This is a genomic window from Streptomyces sp. NPDC051219 (genome assembly GCF_040682335.1).
GTDB lineage: Bacteria > Actinomycetota > Actinomycetes > Streptomycetales > Streptomycetaceae > Streptomyces.
The window spans coordinates 85,126-101,168 of sequence record NZ_JBFBAS010000006.1; the positions used below are offsets into that span (position 1 = coordinate 85,126).

Genomic DNA, 16,043 nt, shown 5'->3' on the forward strand with positions numbered 1-16,043 from the left:
CGGCCGGGGCCCTACCGGCGCCCCGGGCTCGCCGACTGCATGTGCTCTTTCCAGATCTGTACGGGCAACGATGCGGGATCCGGTGCCTCTGGACCCCCCAGGCCGTCGAGGGACAGCAGTTCCAGCTTTCTGAGATCCGTCCGGTACAGCACGACGGCCGTGGACTCCTTCGCGGTGTATCCGACGAACCAGGCCGCCGTGTTGTCCGGGGTGGTGCCCGTCTTGCCGGCGGCCTCGGACCCCACCGACCGAGCGGCCTTTCCGCTGCCCTCCTGGACCGACTCCTGGAGCGCGTCGGTGACCTGTTCGGCGACATCCTCGCGCAGCGCGCGCACGGGGCGCGGGCGTGGCAGATCGAACGGCTTGCCGTTGCGGGTGACCTTGACCACCGAGTACGGCTCGGTGTGCATGCCTCCGGCGGCGAAGGTGCCGTACGCCGTGGCCATCCGGATGGCGCTGGGCTTGGAGTTGCCGACCGAGAAGCCCGGCACCGAAGGCCCGAAGCTGGACGGCAGCAGGCCGCTGGCCTTCGCCGTACGCCGCACCCGGTCCAGTCCGACGTCCATGCCGAGCTGGAGGAAGGGCGTGTTCACCGAGTTGGCCAGAGCCCGGTGCAGGCTGATGGCGCTGCCCCAGGACTTCTCTCCGTCGTTGCTGCCCTTGACGACCTTGCCGGCGCGGTCCCAGTACGGGCCTTCGGGCGTGCGCACCGCCACATCGTGGTTGCCGTTGTAGAGCGAGTCGGGGGACACCGGAACGCGGGGCGCACCCCGCTCCTTCTGTATGCCGTCGCCCAGAGCCGCGGCATAGACGAAGGGGGTGAACGCGGACCCGGCCGGCACGGTCACCGCGTTCGCCTCGTTGAACCCCTGCTTGAGGTAGTCCGGCCCGCCGTAGACAGCGAGGATCCGGCCGTCGGGTGCGACGGAGGCGGCACCGGTCTTCACGTACTGGTCGGTGGCGCGCTTCTTAGGGTCGAACCCGGCGCGCACCTTCTCGACGGCCTTGGAGAGCGACTCGACCTTCGACTTCTCGAACGTGGTGTGGATCTGGTAGCCGCCCAGGTCGAAGTCGGCGTCGGAAATGTTGCCGTTCTTCGCGATGTAGTCCTTGGCCAGTTCGACGAGGTAACCCTGCTGGCCGCTCAGGTTGGTGGGCCGCGTGACCTTCTTGGGTTCGGGGAACTTCGTGAACGTGGCGCGCTCGGCGGCGGAGAGCTTGCCGATCTGGACCATGCGGTCCAGGGTCCAGGACCATCGCTCGACGGCCCGGACACGGTTCTCCGCGCTCAGGGACGGATCGTAGAGGCCGGCGCCCTTGAGGAGGGAGGCGAGGAAGGCGCCCTCGCTGGCGTTCAGCTGCGAGACCTCCTTGCCGTAGTACGCCTGCGACGCGCGCTGCATTCCGTACGTGCCCCGCCCGAACCAGCTGGTGTTGAGGTACCCCTCGAGGATCTCCTCCTTGCTCAGCCGGCTGTCGAGCTTCACCGCGAGCAGGACCTCGGTGAACTTCCGGGAGAACGTCTGGTCCTGGTTGAGATAGGCGTTCTTGATGTACTGCTGCGTGATGGTCGAACCGCCCTGTGTGCTGCCGCCCCCCGCCATCCTGCCCAGCGCGCGCGCGATTCCCGAGGGAGAGACGCCGGGGTCGGAGTAGAAGCTCGCGTTCTCGGCCGCGAGCACGGCCCACTGGACGTCCTCCGGCACCTGGTCGAGCGGCATTTCCTGGCGGCTGACCCAGCCGGTCCTGGCCATCTTGGACCCGTCGGCCCAGTAGTAGACGTTGTCCTGCTGAGTGGCGAACGAGTTCAGGTCATCGGGGATGTCGGTCCCCGCGTAGGCGACGCCCACAACGGTCGCCATGCTGCCGATAGCGATCAGGAAGGAGCTGAGGACCTGCCGCAAGGACGGCACCCAGCGGCGCAGTCCCTGCCGGCCCGAGCGCGGGTAGTCCACCCGCCCCCAGGCGGCTGCCAGCGCGGCGAGCGGCCGGAGTTCGCGGAGGTCGCTGATACGGACGCTGCGCAGGTCCCCGATTCCGCGCAGCCCCCGGAGCCGGCCGGTGCCGCCGGTCGTGGGGGCACCGCCGGTGTCATGGGAATCGCCGTTCCCCCGGGCGTCGCCGTGCTCGCGCGTAACGCCGTTCCCACGCGTGCCGCCGTTCCCACGCGTGCCGCCGATCCCGCGGGTGCCACCGGTCCCGCGGGCTCGGCCGGTGCCCCTCTTCTGCCGCGCGGTACGGGAAGTCCGTACACCCGGTATGCCGGAAGCATCCGATTCGTTATGTATGTCCGGGCGGTCGGCGGGCTTCCCCTGCCCGCGTCCGTGCTTACCCACTGGCCGCCCCCGCCTTCCGCCGCCCGCCTGCTATGTGTCCAGCCTCGGTGGACATCTTTCCCCCCAAATCACGCCGACCCGGAGGCCGGTACCTCTCCCTGGCGATTAACCCTACGTATCGCACCTTGCCCCGATCCATCCGCCCCGGGGGTCCGGCCCCTTCCCGTCCACCCCGCGGAATACCGCTTCCGCGCCCGGCCGCCCCCGGCTACGTTGATCGTTCCGCGTGCGAGCCGCCGTTGTCTCCACACCGCCCCACCCGTGGAGCCCGCCCCCGTGACCTCCCTTGCCGCCCCCGCAACCGACGCTGTCCCGCGCCGGACCTGGCCGACCGACCTGCCCGTGCTGGTGGTGGCCGTGGTGTGGGGGGCCAGTTATCTGGCGGCAAAGGGAATCACCACCAGCCACACTGTTGTCGCGGTTCTCGTGCTGCGCTTCGGCATCGTACTGCCGGTGCTGGCCGTGGCCGGGTGGCGGAGGCTCCGCGCGCTGACCGCTGCCCAGTGGCGTGGCGCCGGCCTGCTGGGACTCGTACTGAGCGGGATCTTCCTGCTGGAGACGTACGGAGTCGTCCACACCTCGGCCACCAACGCGGGACTCATCATCAGCCTCACGATGATCTTCACGCCGCTCGCGGAGGCCGCGGTGACCCGCGTACGCCCACCGCGCGCTTTCCTGGCGGCCGCCGGCCTCTCCGTCGGCGGCGTCGTGCTGCTGACCCAGGGCGGCGGCTTCAGCACCCCCTCCACCGGGGACCTGCTGATGCTGCTGGCCGCCCTCGCCCGTACCGCGCACGTGCTGTTCATGGCCCGTATCAAGGCCGTGCGGACCGCCGACGAGGCGGACTCGCTGTCCCTGACGACCATCCAGCTCGGTGCGGCCGTCGCGGTGTTCGCCGTCCTCGCCGCGGCCCCCGGCAGTGGCGAGACGCCCTGGTCGGTGGCGGTCGGCTTCGGTGCCCGGGAGTGGGCCGGTCTGCTCTTCCTCTCCGTCTTCTGCACGCTCCTCGCGTTCTTCGTGCAGATGTGGGCGGTGCGCCGCACCTCGCCCTCCCGCGTCAGCCTGCTGCTCGGCACCGAACCCCTGTGGGCGGCGGCCGTGGGCATCGCGCTCGGCGGCGAACGCCTGGGCTTCCTGGGGCTGCTGGGGGCCGTACTGGTGCTGGCCGGGACAATCTGGGGCCGCCGCGCCGCGGACCGGGCGGCTTGCTAACTTCGGGTCTTCGACAACAGGGGGAGTCCCGTGCGTTCGCTCACGTACGACATCGAGTTCCGCAGGCGCGCCAAGCGTGCGCAGGCCTGGGGTTTCGGGCTCCTCAGCGCCGCCGCGCTGCTGTGGCTGTGGTGCGGGATGCTGCTGCTCACGCCCTACGAGGTGGAACGAGAGCGTTCCTCAAGGGACTGCGAATCACGGTTCTTCACGGAGTACGGGACGGCCAACGAGGGCGCGGCGAACGGCAGCAGCTGCGCGGCCGAGCGCGACTGGCCCGAACTCCTCGCCGTCCTCGGGCTGTCCGTGCCGGTCTCGGTCGTCGGTGCCGTCCTCTACACCGGCGGCAGCGTCAGCAACCGGATGAGCGAGCACGCCGCCGAGCTCGAGCGCCTCAACGCACTCGCGGACCGGTCCTAGGATCATCCGCATGCCCGGCATGGACGGCCTCACCGCGACCGAGGCCCTGCGCGGCCGCGAGCACGCGCCCGAGGTTGTCGTCCTCACCACGTTCCATGCGGACGAACAGGTGCTGCGTGCCCTTCGGGCCGGGGCGGCCGGGTGCGTACTGAAGGGCACCCCGTCCGCACGGATCGTCGACGCGGTACGCCGGGTGGCGGCGGGCGACCCGGTGCTCTCCCCGGCCGTCACCCGGCAGCTCATGGCGCATGTCACGCCGCCGACAACGCGATCACCTTCGCCGCTGGAACGGTCCTCGGCCCGGCCGTCCTCACCGGCGGGTTCTCCATCCATCACGTACGCCCGGCGGCGGGCCGCACCCTCGTCGCCCGCGCGTCGGTCGTGCACGGCGGGCGCCGGCAGGCCGTCTGCCGCAGCGATCTGTACGTCGCGGACGAGACGGGCACGGAGAGCCTGTGCGCGGTGGCGCAGGGCACGGTCCTGAGCGCGCAGAAGTAGAGCGACGCCGGGCAGGCCCGGAAGCCAGGCCCGGAAGCCAGGCCCGGGAGACCGGCCCGGGAGACCGGCCCCGGGAGACACCCCTCCATGCGCCCGGTCCAAGCGCCCGGTCTAAGCGTCCGGGATCTCCGCAAGCCGTACCGGGCGGTGATCGCGCCGGGACAGCTCGCACGCCTCCGCGATCCGCAGCGCGTGCAGCGCCTCGCGGCCGTCGCAGGGGTTCGGGCCCTCGCCCCGTACGAGCCGTACGAACGCGTCCAGTTCCGCTTCGTACGCGGGGGCGAAGCGCTCCAGAAAGCCGGGCCACGGCTTTGTCGCGGCGGGCGGCCCCTGCGGTTCGGTCGAGGTGATCGGCGTACGGTCGTCCAGGCCCACCGACACCTGGTCGAGCTCGCCGGCCAGCTCCATCCGTACGTCGTAGCCCGCGCCGTTGCACCGGGTGGCCGTCGCGGTGGCCAGCGTCCCGTCGTCCAGGGTGAGGACGGCCGCGGCCGTGTCGACGTCGCCCGCCTCCCGGAACATCGCCGGCCCGCTGTCCGAGCCGGTCGCGTACACCTCGGTCACCTCCCGGCCGGTCACCCACCGCAGGATGTCGAAATCGTGGACCAGGCAGTCCCGGTAGAGCCCGCCGGACAGCGGCAGGTAGTCGGCCGGCGGCGGCGCCGGGTCGGACGTCATGGCCCGTACGGTGTGCAGCCGGCCGAGCCGCCCGGAGCGTACGAGTTCGCGCGCAGCCCGGTACCCGGCGTCGAAGCGGCGCATGAAGCCCAGCTGCAGGATGCCGTCCGCCGCCTCCACCTCGCGCAGCGCGGTCAGGGTGCCGGCCAGGTCGAGCGCGATCGGCTTCTCGCAGAACGTCGGCAGACCGGCCCGCGCGGCACGGCCGATCAGCTCGCCGTGGGCGGAGGTGGCGGAGGTGATCACCACGGCGTCCACCCCCCAGGAGAAGATCTCGTCGACCGAGGGCGCGGCGGTCGCGCCGAGCCGGTCGGCGACCGCGACCGCCCGTGCCGCATCGGCGTCCGCGACGAGCAGGGCCCCCGCCTCTCTGTGACGGCTGAGAACTCCGGCGTGGAAGGAGCCGATGCGGCCCGTCCCGATCAGTCCGATGCGCATGGAGACAAGGTGAACCGTGCTGGTCCGCCTGTCAATGCGTTTGTCCTGACAACCGAACCTCCAGACTTCCTGTGGTCCTTACGTGCGACTACGCTCACCCCGTGTCCAAACAACTGACGGACTCCACTGTGTCCCTTCAGCTGAGCGTGGACCGTACGAGCCCGGTCCCGCTCTATTTCCAGCTGTCCCAGCAGCTCGAGGCGGCCATCGAAAAGGGCCGGCTCGCCCCCGGCAGTCTTCTCGGCAACGAGATCGAGCTGGCGGGCCGGCTCGGCCTGTCCCGGCCAACCGTCCGGCAGGCCATCCAGTCGCTGGTCGACAAGGGCCTGCTGGTGCGCCGCCGCGGCGTCGGGACCCAGGTGGTGCACAGCCAGGTCAAGCGGCCGCTGGAGCTGAGCAGCCTGTACGACGACCTGGAGGCGGCCGGTCAGCGCCCGGCCACCCGGGTCCTGCGCAACACCGTCGAGGCGGCGACCGCCGAGGTCGCGGCCGCACTCGGCGTGGCGGAGGGCAGCGAGGTGCACCTCGTCGAGCGGCTGCGCCTGACCCACAGCGAGCCGATGGCGTCTCTGCGCAACCACCTGCCCGCCGGTCTGCTGCCCCTGGACACCGAGCGGCTCGAAGCCACCGGCCTGTACCGGATGATGCGCGCCGCCGGGATCACCCTGCACAGCGCCCGCCAGTCGGTCGGGGCCCGCGCGGCCACCGCGTCGGAGGGTGAGCAGCTCGGCGAGCCGGAGGGTGCGCCGCTGCTGACCATGCAGCGCACCACTTATGACGACACCGGCCGCGCCGTCGAGTTCGGGTCGCACATCTACCGGGCGTCCCGTTACGCCTTCGAGTTCCAACTGCTGGTGCGTCCCTGAAGCCTCCAGCCGGACAAGTCCGCGTCAGAATGTTCGGACAAAGTCTTGACGGGGCGCTTCACTCGCCGTTACAACTCCTCCAGCCGCACCGGTGCGGCTCGGCAGGAAAGGCGGAACCACCATGGCGCGCAGGCGCACGGCCCGCGGGGCCCGTACTGCAGCTGTCCTCGCGGCAGTGATCGCACTGGCCGCGGCCGGTTGCAGCGGCTCCGGCGGCAAGGAGTCCGAGGACAAGCCCGAGCAGAGCGGAGGTGGTGGCGAAGGTCCCGGGACCCCACGGATCAAGATCGCGATGGTCACCCACTCCGGCGAGGGCGACACCTTCTGGGACATCGTGCAGAGCGGCGCCAAGAAGGCGGCCGCCAAGGACAACGTCGAATTCCTCTACGCCGCCAACAAGGACGCCAAGGAACAGGCGCAGCGGGTGCAGCAGTACATCGACGCCGACGTGGACGGGATCATCGTCACCCTCGCCAAGCCGGAGGCGATGCGGGACGCCGTCAAGAAGGCGGTCGCGGCCGGCATACCCGTGATCACCATCAACTCGGGAGCCCAGTTCTCCAAGGCCCTCGGGGCACTCAGCCACATCGGCCAGGAGGAGATGATCGCCGGCGAGGCCGTCGGCGAGGAACTCAACAAGCGCGGACTGAAGAAGGCCGTCTGCGTCATCCACGAGCAGGGCAACGTCTCGCTCGAGGAGCGCTGCGCGGGAGTGAAGAAGACCTTCCGCGGTTCTGTCGAGAACCTCAACGTCGAGGGCACCAACATGCCCTCGTCGCAGTCCTCCATCGAGGCGAAGCTGCAGTCGGGCAAGGACATCGACGTGGTCGTCACACTCGGCGCCCCCTTCGCCGCCGCCTCGGTCAAGGCCAAGGAAGGCGCCGGGAGCAAGGCGGAGATCAACACCTTCGACCTCAACGAGGAAGTGGTCAAGCAGCTGAAGGCGAAGCAGATCGGCTTCGCCGTCGACCAGCAGCCCTACCTCCAGGGCTACCTCGCGGTGGACGGACTGTGGCTCCACAAGACCAACGCGAACGTCCTCGGCGGCGGCAAGCCGGTGCTCACCGGCCCCGCGATCATCACCGAGAAGGACGTTCCCGCGCTGGAGAAATACACCGCCAACGGCACCCGATGAACGCTCCGCAATCAGCTGTGACAGATACTTGGGCGGCCGGGACGACCGAGATCACTTCCCGGCCGCAACGAGTGGCACAGCAAGAAGGGCGCGGCTTCGTGGCAACGGTTCGGACAGGGGTGCGCGCCATCGGCGCCGTGCTGGCAGCAGTGCTCGGAGCTTCCCTGGCGGGATGCAGCAGTACGGGAGGCAAGCGCGCCGAGGAGCGGGCGGCGGAGGCCGCTCAGGGCCGCGCGGTGGATACCCCGCGCTGGACCTTTGCGATGGTCACGCACTCGGGCGACGGCGACACCTTCTGGGACATCGTCCAGAAGGGCGCCCGGCAGGCCGCGGACAAGGACAACATCAAGTTCCTCTACTCGCACGACGACCAGGCCCAGCAGCAGGCCCAGTTCGTGCAGACCGCGATCGACCAGGACGTCGACGGCCTGATCGTCAGTCTGGCCAAGCCCGACGCCATGGAGGACGTCGTGACCAAGGCGGTCCGGGCCGGTATTCCGGTGATCACCGTGAACTCCGGATCCGGGCAGTCGAAGCAATTCGGCGCGCTCACCCACATCGGGCAGGACGAGACCATCGCCGGCGAGGCCGTCGGTACGGAACTGAACAGGCGCGGCAGGAAGAAGGCGGTCTGCGTCCTGCACGAGCAGGGCAACGTCGGCCACGAGCAGCGGTGCGCGGGCGCGAAGAAGACCTTCGACGGCGAGCTGCAGAACCTCTACGTCGAGGGCACCAACATGCCTTCCGTACAGGCGGCCCTGGAGGCCAAGCTCCAGACGGACCGCTCCATCGACGCGGTGGTCACCCTCGGCGCGCCCTTCGCGCCCACCGCCGTCCGCGCCAGGGAGCAGGCCGGCAGCAAGGCCGAGGTCGACACCTTCGATCTCAACGAGCAGGTCGCCGAGGACCTCCAGTCCGGCACGCTCGGATTCGCCGTCGACCAGCAGCCGTACCTCCAGGGCTACGAGGCGGTCGACCTGCTCTGGCTCTACAAGTACAACGCCGATGTGCTCGGCGGCGGCCGGCCGGTCCTCACCGGGCCCCAGATCATCACCGGGAAGGACGCCGCCGGGCTGGCGGAATACACGATTCGGGGGACCCGATGACAGCAACCGCACCAGCGCCCGCTCCGGCACCGGCCGACAGAACCGATGAACGCCTCGTGCGGACCTCCCTGCTGCGCAGGCTCCTCGGCCGGCCCGAACTCGGCGCGGTCGTCGGCGCGGCCGCCGTCTTCGTCTTCTTCTCGGTCGTGGCGGACACGTTCCTTCAGGCGAACAGCCTGTCGACGGTCCTGTACTCGGCATCGACGATCGGCATCATGGCGGTCCCCGTCGCCCTGCTGATGATCGGCGGCGAGTTCGACCTCTCGGCCGGCGTGATGGTGACCAGCTCGGCGCTGATCTCCTCGATGTTCAGCTACCAGATGACGGCGAACGTCTGGGTCGGGGTGCTCGTCTCGCTCGTGGTCACCCTGGCCATCGGCTTCTTCAACGGCTTCATGCTGACCCGTACCAGACTGCCGAGCTTCATCATCACGCTCGGTACGTTCCTGATGCTCACCGGCCTCAACCTCGGCTTCACCAAGCTGATCAGCGGCACCGTGTCCACGAAGTCCATCGGTGACATGGAGGGCTTCGAGTCCGCGAAGGCCCTTTTCGCCTCCCGGCTGACGATCGGCGACGTCACGCTCAAGGTGACCGTCCTGTGGTGGATCGGCCTGGTCGTCCTGGCCACCTGGATCCTGCTGCGCACCCGGGCCGGCAACTGGATCTTCGCTTCCGGCGGCGGCGCGGACGCGGCCCGCGCCGTCGGCGTGCCGGTCGACAAGACCAAGATCGGGCTGTACATGGGCGTGGCCCTGTGCGCCTGGATCTCCGGCCAGCACATCCTCTTCTCCTTCGACGTGGTCCAGTCGGGAGAAGGAGTCGGCAACGAGTTCCTCTACATCATCGCGGCCGTGATCGGCGGATGCCTGATGACCGGCGGCTACGGGTCGGCGATCGGCTCCGCCGTGGGCGCGTTCATCTTCGGCATGACGAGCAACGGCATCGTCTACGCCGAGTGGAACCCGGACTGGTTCAAGTTCTTCCTCGGAGCGATGCTCCTTCTGGCCACCCTGCTCAACGCATGGGTCCGCAAGCGTGCGGAGGCGACCACATGACCGGCACCGCGCTCGTCGAGCTCGACGGCGTCAGCAAGTTCTACGGCAACATCAAGGCTTTGGAGGGCGTCTCCCTCGAGGTCCACCCGGGCGAGATCACCTGTGTGCTGGGTGACAACGGCGCCGGCAAGTCGACGCTCATCAAGATCATCGCGGGGCTGCACCAGCACGACGCCGGCTCGTTCCTCATCGACGGGTCGGAAACCACCCTGTCCTCGCCGCGCGAGGCACTGGACCGCGGTATCGCGACGGTCTACCAGGACCTCGCGGTCGTCCCGCTCATGCCGGTCTGGCGCAACTTCTTCCTCGGCTCGGAGCCGACCCGGGGGGCCGGCCCCCTGCGCCGCCTCGACGTCGGCCTGATGCGCGAGACCACCCGTACCGAACTGCTGCGCATGGGCATCGACCTGCGCGACGTCGACCAGCCGATCGGCACGCTGTCCGGCGGCGAGCGCCAGTGCGTCGCGATCGCCCGCGCGGTGTACTTCGGCGCCAAGGTCCTGGTGCTGGACGAGCCGACGGCTGCGCTCGGCGTCAAGCAGTCGGGTGTCGTGCTGAAGTACGTCGCCGCCGCCCGGGACGCCGGGCTGGGAGTGGTGCTGATCACGCACAACCCCCACCACGCTTATCTGGTCGGGGACCGCTTCGTGCTGCTCAAGCGCGGCGCGATGTCCGGCAGCCACAGGAAGGACGGCATCACGCTGGACGAGCTGACCCGGCAGATGGCGGGTGGCTCCGAGCTCGAGGAGCTCAGCCACGAACTGGAGCGTGCCCCGGTCCCGACGCACCTGGGCGGCCACCCGACCGGGGGCGGACCGGACCCGAAGCGGACCGCCTAGAGGCCCCCGGTCGCTCGGCCGGGCTCGTGGCGCCCGCTGATCCGGCCGCCGGCCGGACACCGGCGACGCCGGCCGCGGCGCAGCGGGAGGACGGACGCCCGCCCACCGCAGATGGCAGAATCGGCCACGGCGGGCGACGCCCGCCGCCGGAAACGGCCCCCGAGACCCCAGGGACGACACGACTCGTGCGAGCAGGCCGGACAGCACCCCGCCACCGCTCCCGCCGGGGCATCCGCGCAGAAGGGCCGCACGCAACATGAGTACGTACCGGGATTTCGCACTCGCGCACCGCGAGGCCGCGCGGGCCACCGTCCTGCGGACCGTCGGGACGCGTGAGCGGCGCTCGCTGCTCACCGCTCCCCGTGTCCCGACCGTGGGCATCGACATCGGCGGTACGAAGGTGATGGCCGGGGTCGTCGACGCCGACGGGGTCATCCTTGAGAAGATCCGCACCGAGACGCCGGACAAGTCCAAGAGCCCCAAGGTCGTCGAGGACACCATCGTCGAGCTGGTCCTGGACCTCTCCGACCGTCACGACGTGCACGCCGTCGGCATCGGCGCGGCCGGCTGGGTGGACGCCGACCGGTCCCGGGTCCTGTTCGCCCCGCACCTCGCCTGGCGGGACGAGCCGCTCAGGGACGCGCTCTCGGCGAGGCTCGCCGTCCCGGTCATGGTCGACAACGACGCAAACACCGCTGCCTGGGCGGAATGGCGCTTCGGTGCCGGTCGCGGCGAGGACCACCTGGTCATGATCACGCTGGGTACCGGCATCGGCGGCGCGATCCTCGAGGACGGCCAGGTCAAGCGGGGGAAGTACGGGGTGGCCGGCGAATTCGGCCACATGCAGGTCGTGCCCGGAGGCCACCGCTGCCCCTGCGGCAACCGCGGCTGCTGGGAGCAGTACAGCTCCGGAAACGCCCTCGTGCGGGAGGCCCGCGAGCTCGCCGCCGCCGATTCCCCGGTCGCGTACAACATCATCGAGCGGGTCGGCGGAAACATCCAGGAGATCACCGGGCCGCTGATCACCGAACTGGCCCGCGAGGGCGACGCCATGTGCGTCGAGCTGCTGCAGGACATCGGCCAGTGGCTCGGCGTGGGCATCGCCAACCTCGCCGCCGCCCTCGACCCGTCCTGCTTCGTGATCGGCGGAGGCGTCAGCGCCGCCGACGACCTGCTGATCGGGCCCGCCCGCGACGCCTTCCGCCGACACCTCACCGGCCGTGGCTACCGTCCCGAGGCACGCATTGCCAAGGCACAGCTCGGCCCGGATGCGGGTATGGTCGGCGCGGCCGACCTGGCCCGGCTGGTGGCCCGTCGCTTCCGGCGGGCCAATCGCCGCCGCGTAGAGCGTTACGAGCGCTACGCGCAGGCCAACCGAACGACCCGCACCACCCAGGGATTGCAGTAATGACGGTACCCAGGCAGTCGTCGCCGGCGGACGAGAACGGCGGCAAGCCGCCGGAGGACCGGCGGCACATGATCGGGCGCCGCTGGCTGACCGCGGTCATCATCGTGCTGCTGATCGGTGTCCCGGCCGGCTATCTGCTGATCTCCGCCGACCAGAGCCGCGACAGCGGCCGCAACAAGGCCAGGAAGGCGTCCGCCACCGGTCTGACCCCCGGCTGGCCGTCCAAGGTCCAGCGCAGCGTCTACGAGGTGCCGATCCCGCACACCGCCAGGGGCGTCGCCTTCTACGAGACGAACAACTGGAAGACCAGCAGGCTTTACGTCCAGTTCAAGACGACCGACTCCGGCCTGGACAGCTTCCTGAAGGGCGTGGGCTCCAGCCGTGCCGCGCTCAAGGAGGGGGTGACGATCGGCGAGCGGGACTCCGCCGTCGTCGGCTGGAAGTTCCTCCCCGGGCATCGGTGGTGGGGCACGACCCACACGCAGAAGGACCCGCGGCCCAGCCAGGACATCACCGTCGACTTCAGCGACCTGTTCGGGCCCCGGGTGTACCTCGTCTCCACCGCGACCCCCTGACACCGGCCTGCAGGGTGCTCACTAACCTGGAGCGAGTGAGTGAGACGAAGACGCTTCAGTACCGGTTCGACGGCCCCGAGGACGCGCCCGTCCTGATCCTCGCCCCCTCGCTCGGCACCACATGGCACAGGTCATAGCGACTGTCCAGGGGCGTCCGGCCGATCCAGGACGGGAGCTTGATGCCAGGTCAGGGCCTCATAGTCCGGGGGAGTCAGCACAGTCCGTGAGGTCCGTGTGAGAGCTTCTCCTCACCCGCCCCGACAAACTGCGGGACAAGGACACCGAGCTCCTGCGGGAACTCACCGCCGCCTGCCCCGAGATAACTGAACTCGCCCCCTCGTGAAGCCGCTCGTTTGACAGACCCTTGGCTGGACAGACCCGGAATTGACTTGAACGCTCACGAGTCGGCTCACACTTGAACCTTCATGTGTCGCTGCCCTATGTGACATGAAAGTTCAAAATATGCCTCGTTCTGTGCAGTGTGCCTAAGGTGGGGGGGAAGGCCCGGAACATCGTCCTGTGGGTCCTTCAGGTCGTCCTGGCCATCCTGTTCGTCATGGTGGGGGCTTCGAAGAAGCAAACCCGCGCACGGCCGGCAGCCCGCGGATCTCGGCCACGGCCCGGCCGATTGTGAGCTCGTTTCGTATAGCGGCGAGCCCCTGGTAGCGCGGGGCGTCAGTGCAGTGCAACCTCGCCCGTGTGGACGGCGCGCATGGCGCGCTCGACGGTCTCCTGGTTTTCGCCGACCGGAGCCACGTAGTCGAGGATGTCGCGCGCGGCGTCCTCCCCGAGCATGCGGGTGATCACCCACGTGGCAAGGTACTGGGACGCCAGGCAACCGCCCGCCGTAGCGATGTTCCCCTCGGCGTGGAACGGTGTGTCCAGCACGGTGACGTCGCAGGCTTCGAGGAAGGGCCGGGTCTTCTTGTCTGTGCAGGCCGGCATGCCATTCAGTAGTCCCAGCCGGGCGAGCACCAGCGCGCCGGAGCACTGCGCACCGATCAGCTGTCGCGAAGGGTCGAGCCGCAGCCTGGAGATCAGCTGGTCGTCGTCGACCACTTCTCGCGCTTTCACGCCGCTACCGATCAGCACGACGTCGGCTTCGATCACGAACTCCATCGGGCGCTGACCTGTCACCTCGACGCCGTTCATCGACGTGACCACTGGCGTCGGTGTCGTGATGAAGGCTTCCAAGCCCTCCTTACGGCATCGGTTGATCAGCGCGGAAGCGATGAAGCTGTCGAGTTCGTTGAACCCGTCGAAAGTGACCACTGCTACCTGCATCACAACTCCTTAACGTACGGCAACACCTCCGCAGTCTCCCTGGCGCGCCGTTCTGGAGCGAGGGCCAACCTGCGGCTGGTGGCCTGCCTACCAGCGCTCTGCGTTTCGAGCACCGAGCCCTGACTGACGGCCGAAGGCTGGCCATGCTCAGCTTAGCGAGAGCACAACCGTGCTCAGGCCGCGGACGAGGACCTGGACTGGGCAGCGTCGTTGGGCCGCCGGGAAGGCCGGTGACGCACCGCCCTTCCATGCGGTGATGACATGAGCCCAGCTGCCGGGGCACGGTCAGGCCCTCCAACGTCATGTCGCTGGCCTCGACGTATGACCACCGGTCATCCAGGGGGCCGCTTCGGACGTTCCTGCGGCTGGTCGCAGCGCCTGTGGCTTCGAGGGGGTCCGCGGGCATGGTCACGGCCGACCGATCCGCTGGAGTACCGCCAACGCAAGCACCACAACACGCTTTGTCGTGTCGTAGCCGCCTTGAGGTCATGGTGGGGAACTGGCCCAGGGGCCTCCACGCGGCGTGAAGAGAAAAGTTCCTCGCATCCCCTGGACATCCCTTGCGTCTGTCGCAACCATGAGGGGCGGCCCCTACGGTATGCAATCTACAGTATGGAATTCGGTCGGGCGTGAGGGCTGCTGCGCCCCCGGGTTCATGTATCTGATCTTGTTCGAGTGAGGGGCGTCGGCCATGAGCAAGGCTCTTGAGGGCATCCGTGTGCTGGACATGACGCATGTTCAGTCGGGCCCTTCCGCGACTCAGCTGCTCGCGTGGCTCGGCGCGGACGTGGTGAAGCTGGAGGCGCCGGGCGGTGACATCACGCGCAGGCAGTTGCGTGATGTCCCGGGCGTCGACTCGCTCTACTTCACGATGCTCAACTGCAACAAGCGGAGCATCACCCTGAACACCAAGACCGAGCGTGGCAAGGAGCTGCTGACCGAGCTGATCCGGCGCTCGGATGTGATGGTGGAGAACTTCGGTCCGGGTGCGGTGGACCGGATGGGTTTCTCCTGGGAGTGCATCCGGGAGATCAATCCGCGGATCGTCTATGCCTCCATCAAGGGATTCGGTGAGGGCCCGTACACCGACTTCAAGGCGTACGAGGTGGTGGCTCAGGCGATGGGCGGGTCGATGTCCACGACGGGGTTCGAGGACGGTCCGCCGCTGGCGACGGGTGCCCAGATCGGTGATTCGGGCACGGGGGTGCACGTGGTGGCGGGCATCCTCGCCGCGCTGTTCCAGCGGGTGAGCACCGGGCGCGGGCAGCGGGTCAATGTGGCCATGCAGCACGCCGTGCTCAACCTGTGCCGGGTCAAGCTGCGCGATCAGCAGCGGCTCGCGCACGGCCCGCTGGCCGAATACCCGAACGAGGACTTCGGCGACGAAGTCCCCCGTTCCGGAAATGCGTCCGGCGGCGGCCAGCCGGGCTGGGCGGTCAAGTGCGCGCCGGGCGGCCCGAACGACTACGTGTACGTCATCGTCCAGCCGGCCGGCTGGGAGCCGGTCACCCGGCTGATCGGCCGGCCCGAGCTGGCGAGTGATCCGGAGTGGGCCACCCCGGAGGCACGGCTGCCGAAACTCGGCAAGATGTTCCAGCTCATCGAGGAGTGGACCAGCACCCTGCCCAAGTGGGACGTGCTTGGGAAACTCAACGCCCACAACATCCCCTGCGGCCCGATCCTCTCCACCAAGGAGATCATCGAGGACGAGAGCCTCAAGGCGAACGACATGGTCGTCCAGGTGGACCACCCCGAGCGCGGCACCTACACCACCGTGGGATCCCCGCTGAAACTCTCCGACTCCCCCGTCACCTTCGAACCGTCCCCCCTGCTCGGCCAACACAACGCAGAGATCTACCTCGGCGAACTCGGCATCTCCCACGATGAGTTGCCGCTGCTCAAGGCGCAGGGCGTGATCTGACCGATGACCGTGGACCATGAGTCGACCGACCGTGACACACCGCGGCGCAGCCCGACTCCGTACGGGCGGATGATCGCCGGGCTCTCGGTGCGCCCGAGGGCAAGCGCCCCGGCACCACCCGGCCGCGCCCGGGACGGCATCCTTCCCCGCACCGGGCCATGCACTGACCCGCGCTGAGGTGGCGCAGCGGCCTCAGCGTCCGCGCCCCGCCGCAGTGCGCCATGTCGCACGCCCGCACACCCAAGATCGTGCGCGCGGACGACGGACCGGAT

The 16,043-nt window shown here is 69.3% G+C and carries 14 protein-coding genes and 1 pseudogene; 12 read left to right on the forward strand and 3 right to left on the reverse strand.

Translation table 11 applies throughout. The annotated features are described in order from the left end of the window. Positions 1 to 11: 11 nt before the first annotated feature. Positions 12 to 1,862 carry a transglycosylase domain-containing protein gene (locus tag AB0M62_RS09985; RefSeq protein ID WP_366073781.1) on the reverse strand — a complete coding sequence of 617 codons (1,851 nt, stop codon included), beginning with the start codon at positions 1,860 to 1,862 and terminating at the stop codon, positions 12 to 14. 750 nt (positions 1,863 to 2,612) lie between these two features. On the opposite strand from AB0M62_RS09985, the gene AB0M62_RS09990 reads away from it, so the two are divergent. The 4 genes and pseudogenes from AB0M62_RS09990 to AB0M62_RS10005 all read left to right on the forward strand — a co-directional run bounded on the left by AB0M62_RS09990 (position 2,613) and on the right by AB0M62_RS10005 (position 4,463). After that, positions 2,613 to 3,548 carry a DMT family transporter gene (locus tag AB0M62_RS09990; protein WP_366073640.1) on the forward strand — a complete coding sequence of 312 codons (936 nt, stop codon included), beginning with the start codon at positions 2,613 to 2,615 and terminating at the stop codon, positions 3,546 to 3,548. A 30-nt stretch (positions 3,549 to 3,578) separates the two neighbouring features. Further along, positions 3,579 to 3,965, forward strand: a complete 387-nt coding sequence (locus AB0M62_RS09995) for a hypothetical protein (protein ID WP_366073641.1) — start codon at positions 3,579 to 3,581, stop codon at positions 3,963 to 3,965. A gap of 4 nt (positions 3,966 to 3,969) precedes the next feature. Next, a pseudogene (locus tag AB0M62_RS10000) lies at positions 3,970 to 4,215 on the forward strand (response regulator); the annotation flags it as partial. Beyond that, positions 4,107 to 4,463, forward strand: coding sequence for a PaaI family thioesterase (locus AB0M62_RS10005; RefSeq protein ID WP_366073642.1), 357 nt, complete (start codon positions 4,107 to 4,109; stop codon positions 4,461 to 4,463). The pseudogene AB0M62_RS10000 and the gene AB0M62_RS10005, both read left to right, overlap by 109 nt. 111 nt (positions 4,464 to 4,574) lie before the next feature. Here the strand turns inward: AB0M62_RS10005 and AB0M62_RS10010 are convergent, their stop codons facing one another. Further along, a complete protein-coding gene (locus AB0M62_RS10010; protein WP_366073643.1) occupies positions 4,575 to 5,579 on the reverse strand; it encodes a Gfo/Idh/MocA family oxidoreductase in 1,005 nt (334 codons plus the stop codon). A gap of 146 nt (positions 5,580 to 5,725) precedes the next feature. On the opposite strand from AB0M62_RS10010, the gene AB0M62_RS10015 reads away from it, so the two are divergent. The 7 genes from AB0M62_RS10015 to AB0M62_RS10045 all read left to right on the forward strand — a co-directional run bounded on the left by AB0M62_RS10015 (position 5,726) and on the right by AB0M62_RS10045 (position 12,566). Beyond that, complete coding sequence (locus tag AB0M62_RS10015; RefSeq protein ID WP_366073782.1) at positions 5,726 to 6,445, forward strand: GntR family transcriptional regulator; 720 nt, start codon at positions 5,726 to 5,728, stop codon at positions 6,443 to 6,445. A gap of 121 nt (positions 6,446 to 6,566) precedes the next feature. Continuing rightward, complete coding sequence (locus tag AB0M62_RS10020) at positions 6,567 to 7,580, forward strand: sugar ABC transporter substrate-binding protein (protein WP_366073644.1); 1,014 nt, start codon at positions 6,567 to 6,569, stop codon at positions 7,578 to 7,580. Positions 7,581 to 7,678: 98 nt separating this feature from the next. Continuing rightward, entirely contained in the window at positions 7,679 to 8,686 is a 1,008-nt protein-coding gene (locus AB0M62_RS10025; RefSeq protein WP_366073645.1) for a sugar ABC transporter substrate-binding protein, read from the forward strand. Beyond that, positions 8,683 to 9,744, forward strand: a complete 1,062-nt coding sequence (locus AB0M62_RS10030; protein WP_366073646.1) for an ABC transporter permease — start codon at positions 8,683 to 8,685, stop codon at positions 9,742 to 9,744. Before AB0M62_RS10025 ends, AB0M62_RS10030 begins: the two co-directional genes overlap by 4 nt. Next, positions 9,711 to 10,583 (forward strand): ATP-binding cassette domain-containing protein, encoded by an 873-nt coding sequence (locus tag AB0M62_RS10035; RefSeq protein WP_366073647.1) that lies wholly within the window; start codon positions 9,711 to 9,713, stop codon positions 10,581 to 10,583. The genes AB0M62_RS10030 and AB0M62_RS10035 overlap by 34 nt, the downstream gene beginning before the upstream one ends. A gap of 256 nt (positions 10,584 to 10,839) precedes the next feature. Next, complete coding sequence (locus tag AB0M62_RS10040; RefSeq protein ID WP_366073648.1) at positions 10,840 to 11,991, forward strand: ROK family glucokinase; 1,152 nt, start codon at positions 10,840 to 10,842, stop codon at positions 11,989 to 11,991. Next, entirely contained in the window at positions 11,991 to 12,566 is a 576-nt protein-coding gene (locus AB0M62_RS10045) for a hypothetical protein (protein ID WP_366073649.1), read from the forward strand. Before AB0M62_RS10040 ends, AB0M62_RS10045 begins: the two co-directional genes overlap by 1 nt. A 675-nt stretch (positions 12,567 to 13,241) precedes the next feature. On the opposite strand, the gene AB0M62_RS10050 is transcribed toward AB0M62_RS10045, so the two are convergent. After that, positions 13,242 to 13,850 carry a DJ-1/PfpI family protein gene (locus AB0M62_RS10050; protein WP_366073650.1) on the reverse strand — a complete coding sequence of 203 codons (609 nt, stop codon included), beginning with the start codon at positions 13,848 to 13,850 and terminating at the stop codon, positions 13,242 to 13,244. Between the two features lie 691 nt (positions 13,851 to 14,541). Here AB0M62_RS10050 and frc point away from each other — a divergent pair. Beyond that, positions 14,542 to 15,771 carry a formyl-CoA transferase gene (frc, locus tag AB0M62_RS10055; RefSeq protein WP_366073651.1) on the forward strand — a complete coding sequence of 410 codons (1,230 nt, stop codon included), beginning with the start codon at positions 14,542 to 14,544 and terminating at the stop codon, positions 15,769 to 15,771. The last annotated feature ends 272 nt before the right edge of the window (positions 15,772 to 16,043 follow it).

Excerpts from the sequence above, each read along its gene's own strand:
- AB0M62_RS10030 (WP_366073646.1), top strand. The coding sequence starts at position 8,683 with ATGACAGCAACCGCACCAGCGCCCGCTCCGGCACCGGCCGACAGAACC.
- AB0M62_RS10040 (WP_366073648.1), top strand. The coding sequence starts at position 10,840 with ATGAGTACGTACCGGGATTTCGCACTCGCGCACCGCGAGGCCGCGCGG.
- frc (WP_366073651.1), top strand. The coding sequence starts at position 14,542 with ATGAGCAAGGCTCTTGAGGGCATCCGTGTGCTGGACATGACGCATGTT.
- AB0M62_RS10045 (WP_366073649.1), top strand. The coding sequence starts at position 11,991 with ATGACGGTACCCAGGCAGTCGTCGCCGGCGGACGAGAACGGCGGCAAG.
- AB0M62_RS09985 (WP_366073781.1), bottom strand. The coding sequence starts at position 1,862 with ATGGCGACCGTTGTGGGCGTCGCCTACGCGGGGACCGACATCCCCGAT.
- AB0M62_RS10020 (WP_366073644.1), top strand. The coding sequence starts at position 6,567 with ATGGCGCGCAGGCGCACGGCCCGCGGGGCCCGTACTGCAGCTGTCCTC.
- AB0M62_RS10050 (WP_366073650.1), bottom strand. The coding sequence starts at position 13,850 with ATGCAGGTAGCAGTGGTCACTTTCGACGGGTTCAACGAACTCGACAGC.
- AB0M62_RS10035 (WP_366073647.1), top strand. The coding sequence starts at position 9,711 with ATGGGTCCGCAAGCGTGCGGAGGCGACCACATGACCGGCACCGCGCTC.
- AB0M62_RS10010 (WP_366073643.1), bottom strand. The coding sequence starts at position 5,579 with ATGCGCATCGGACTGATCGGGACGGGCCGCATCGGCTCCTTCCACGCC.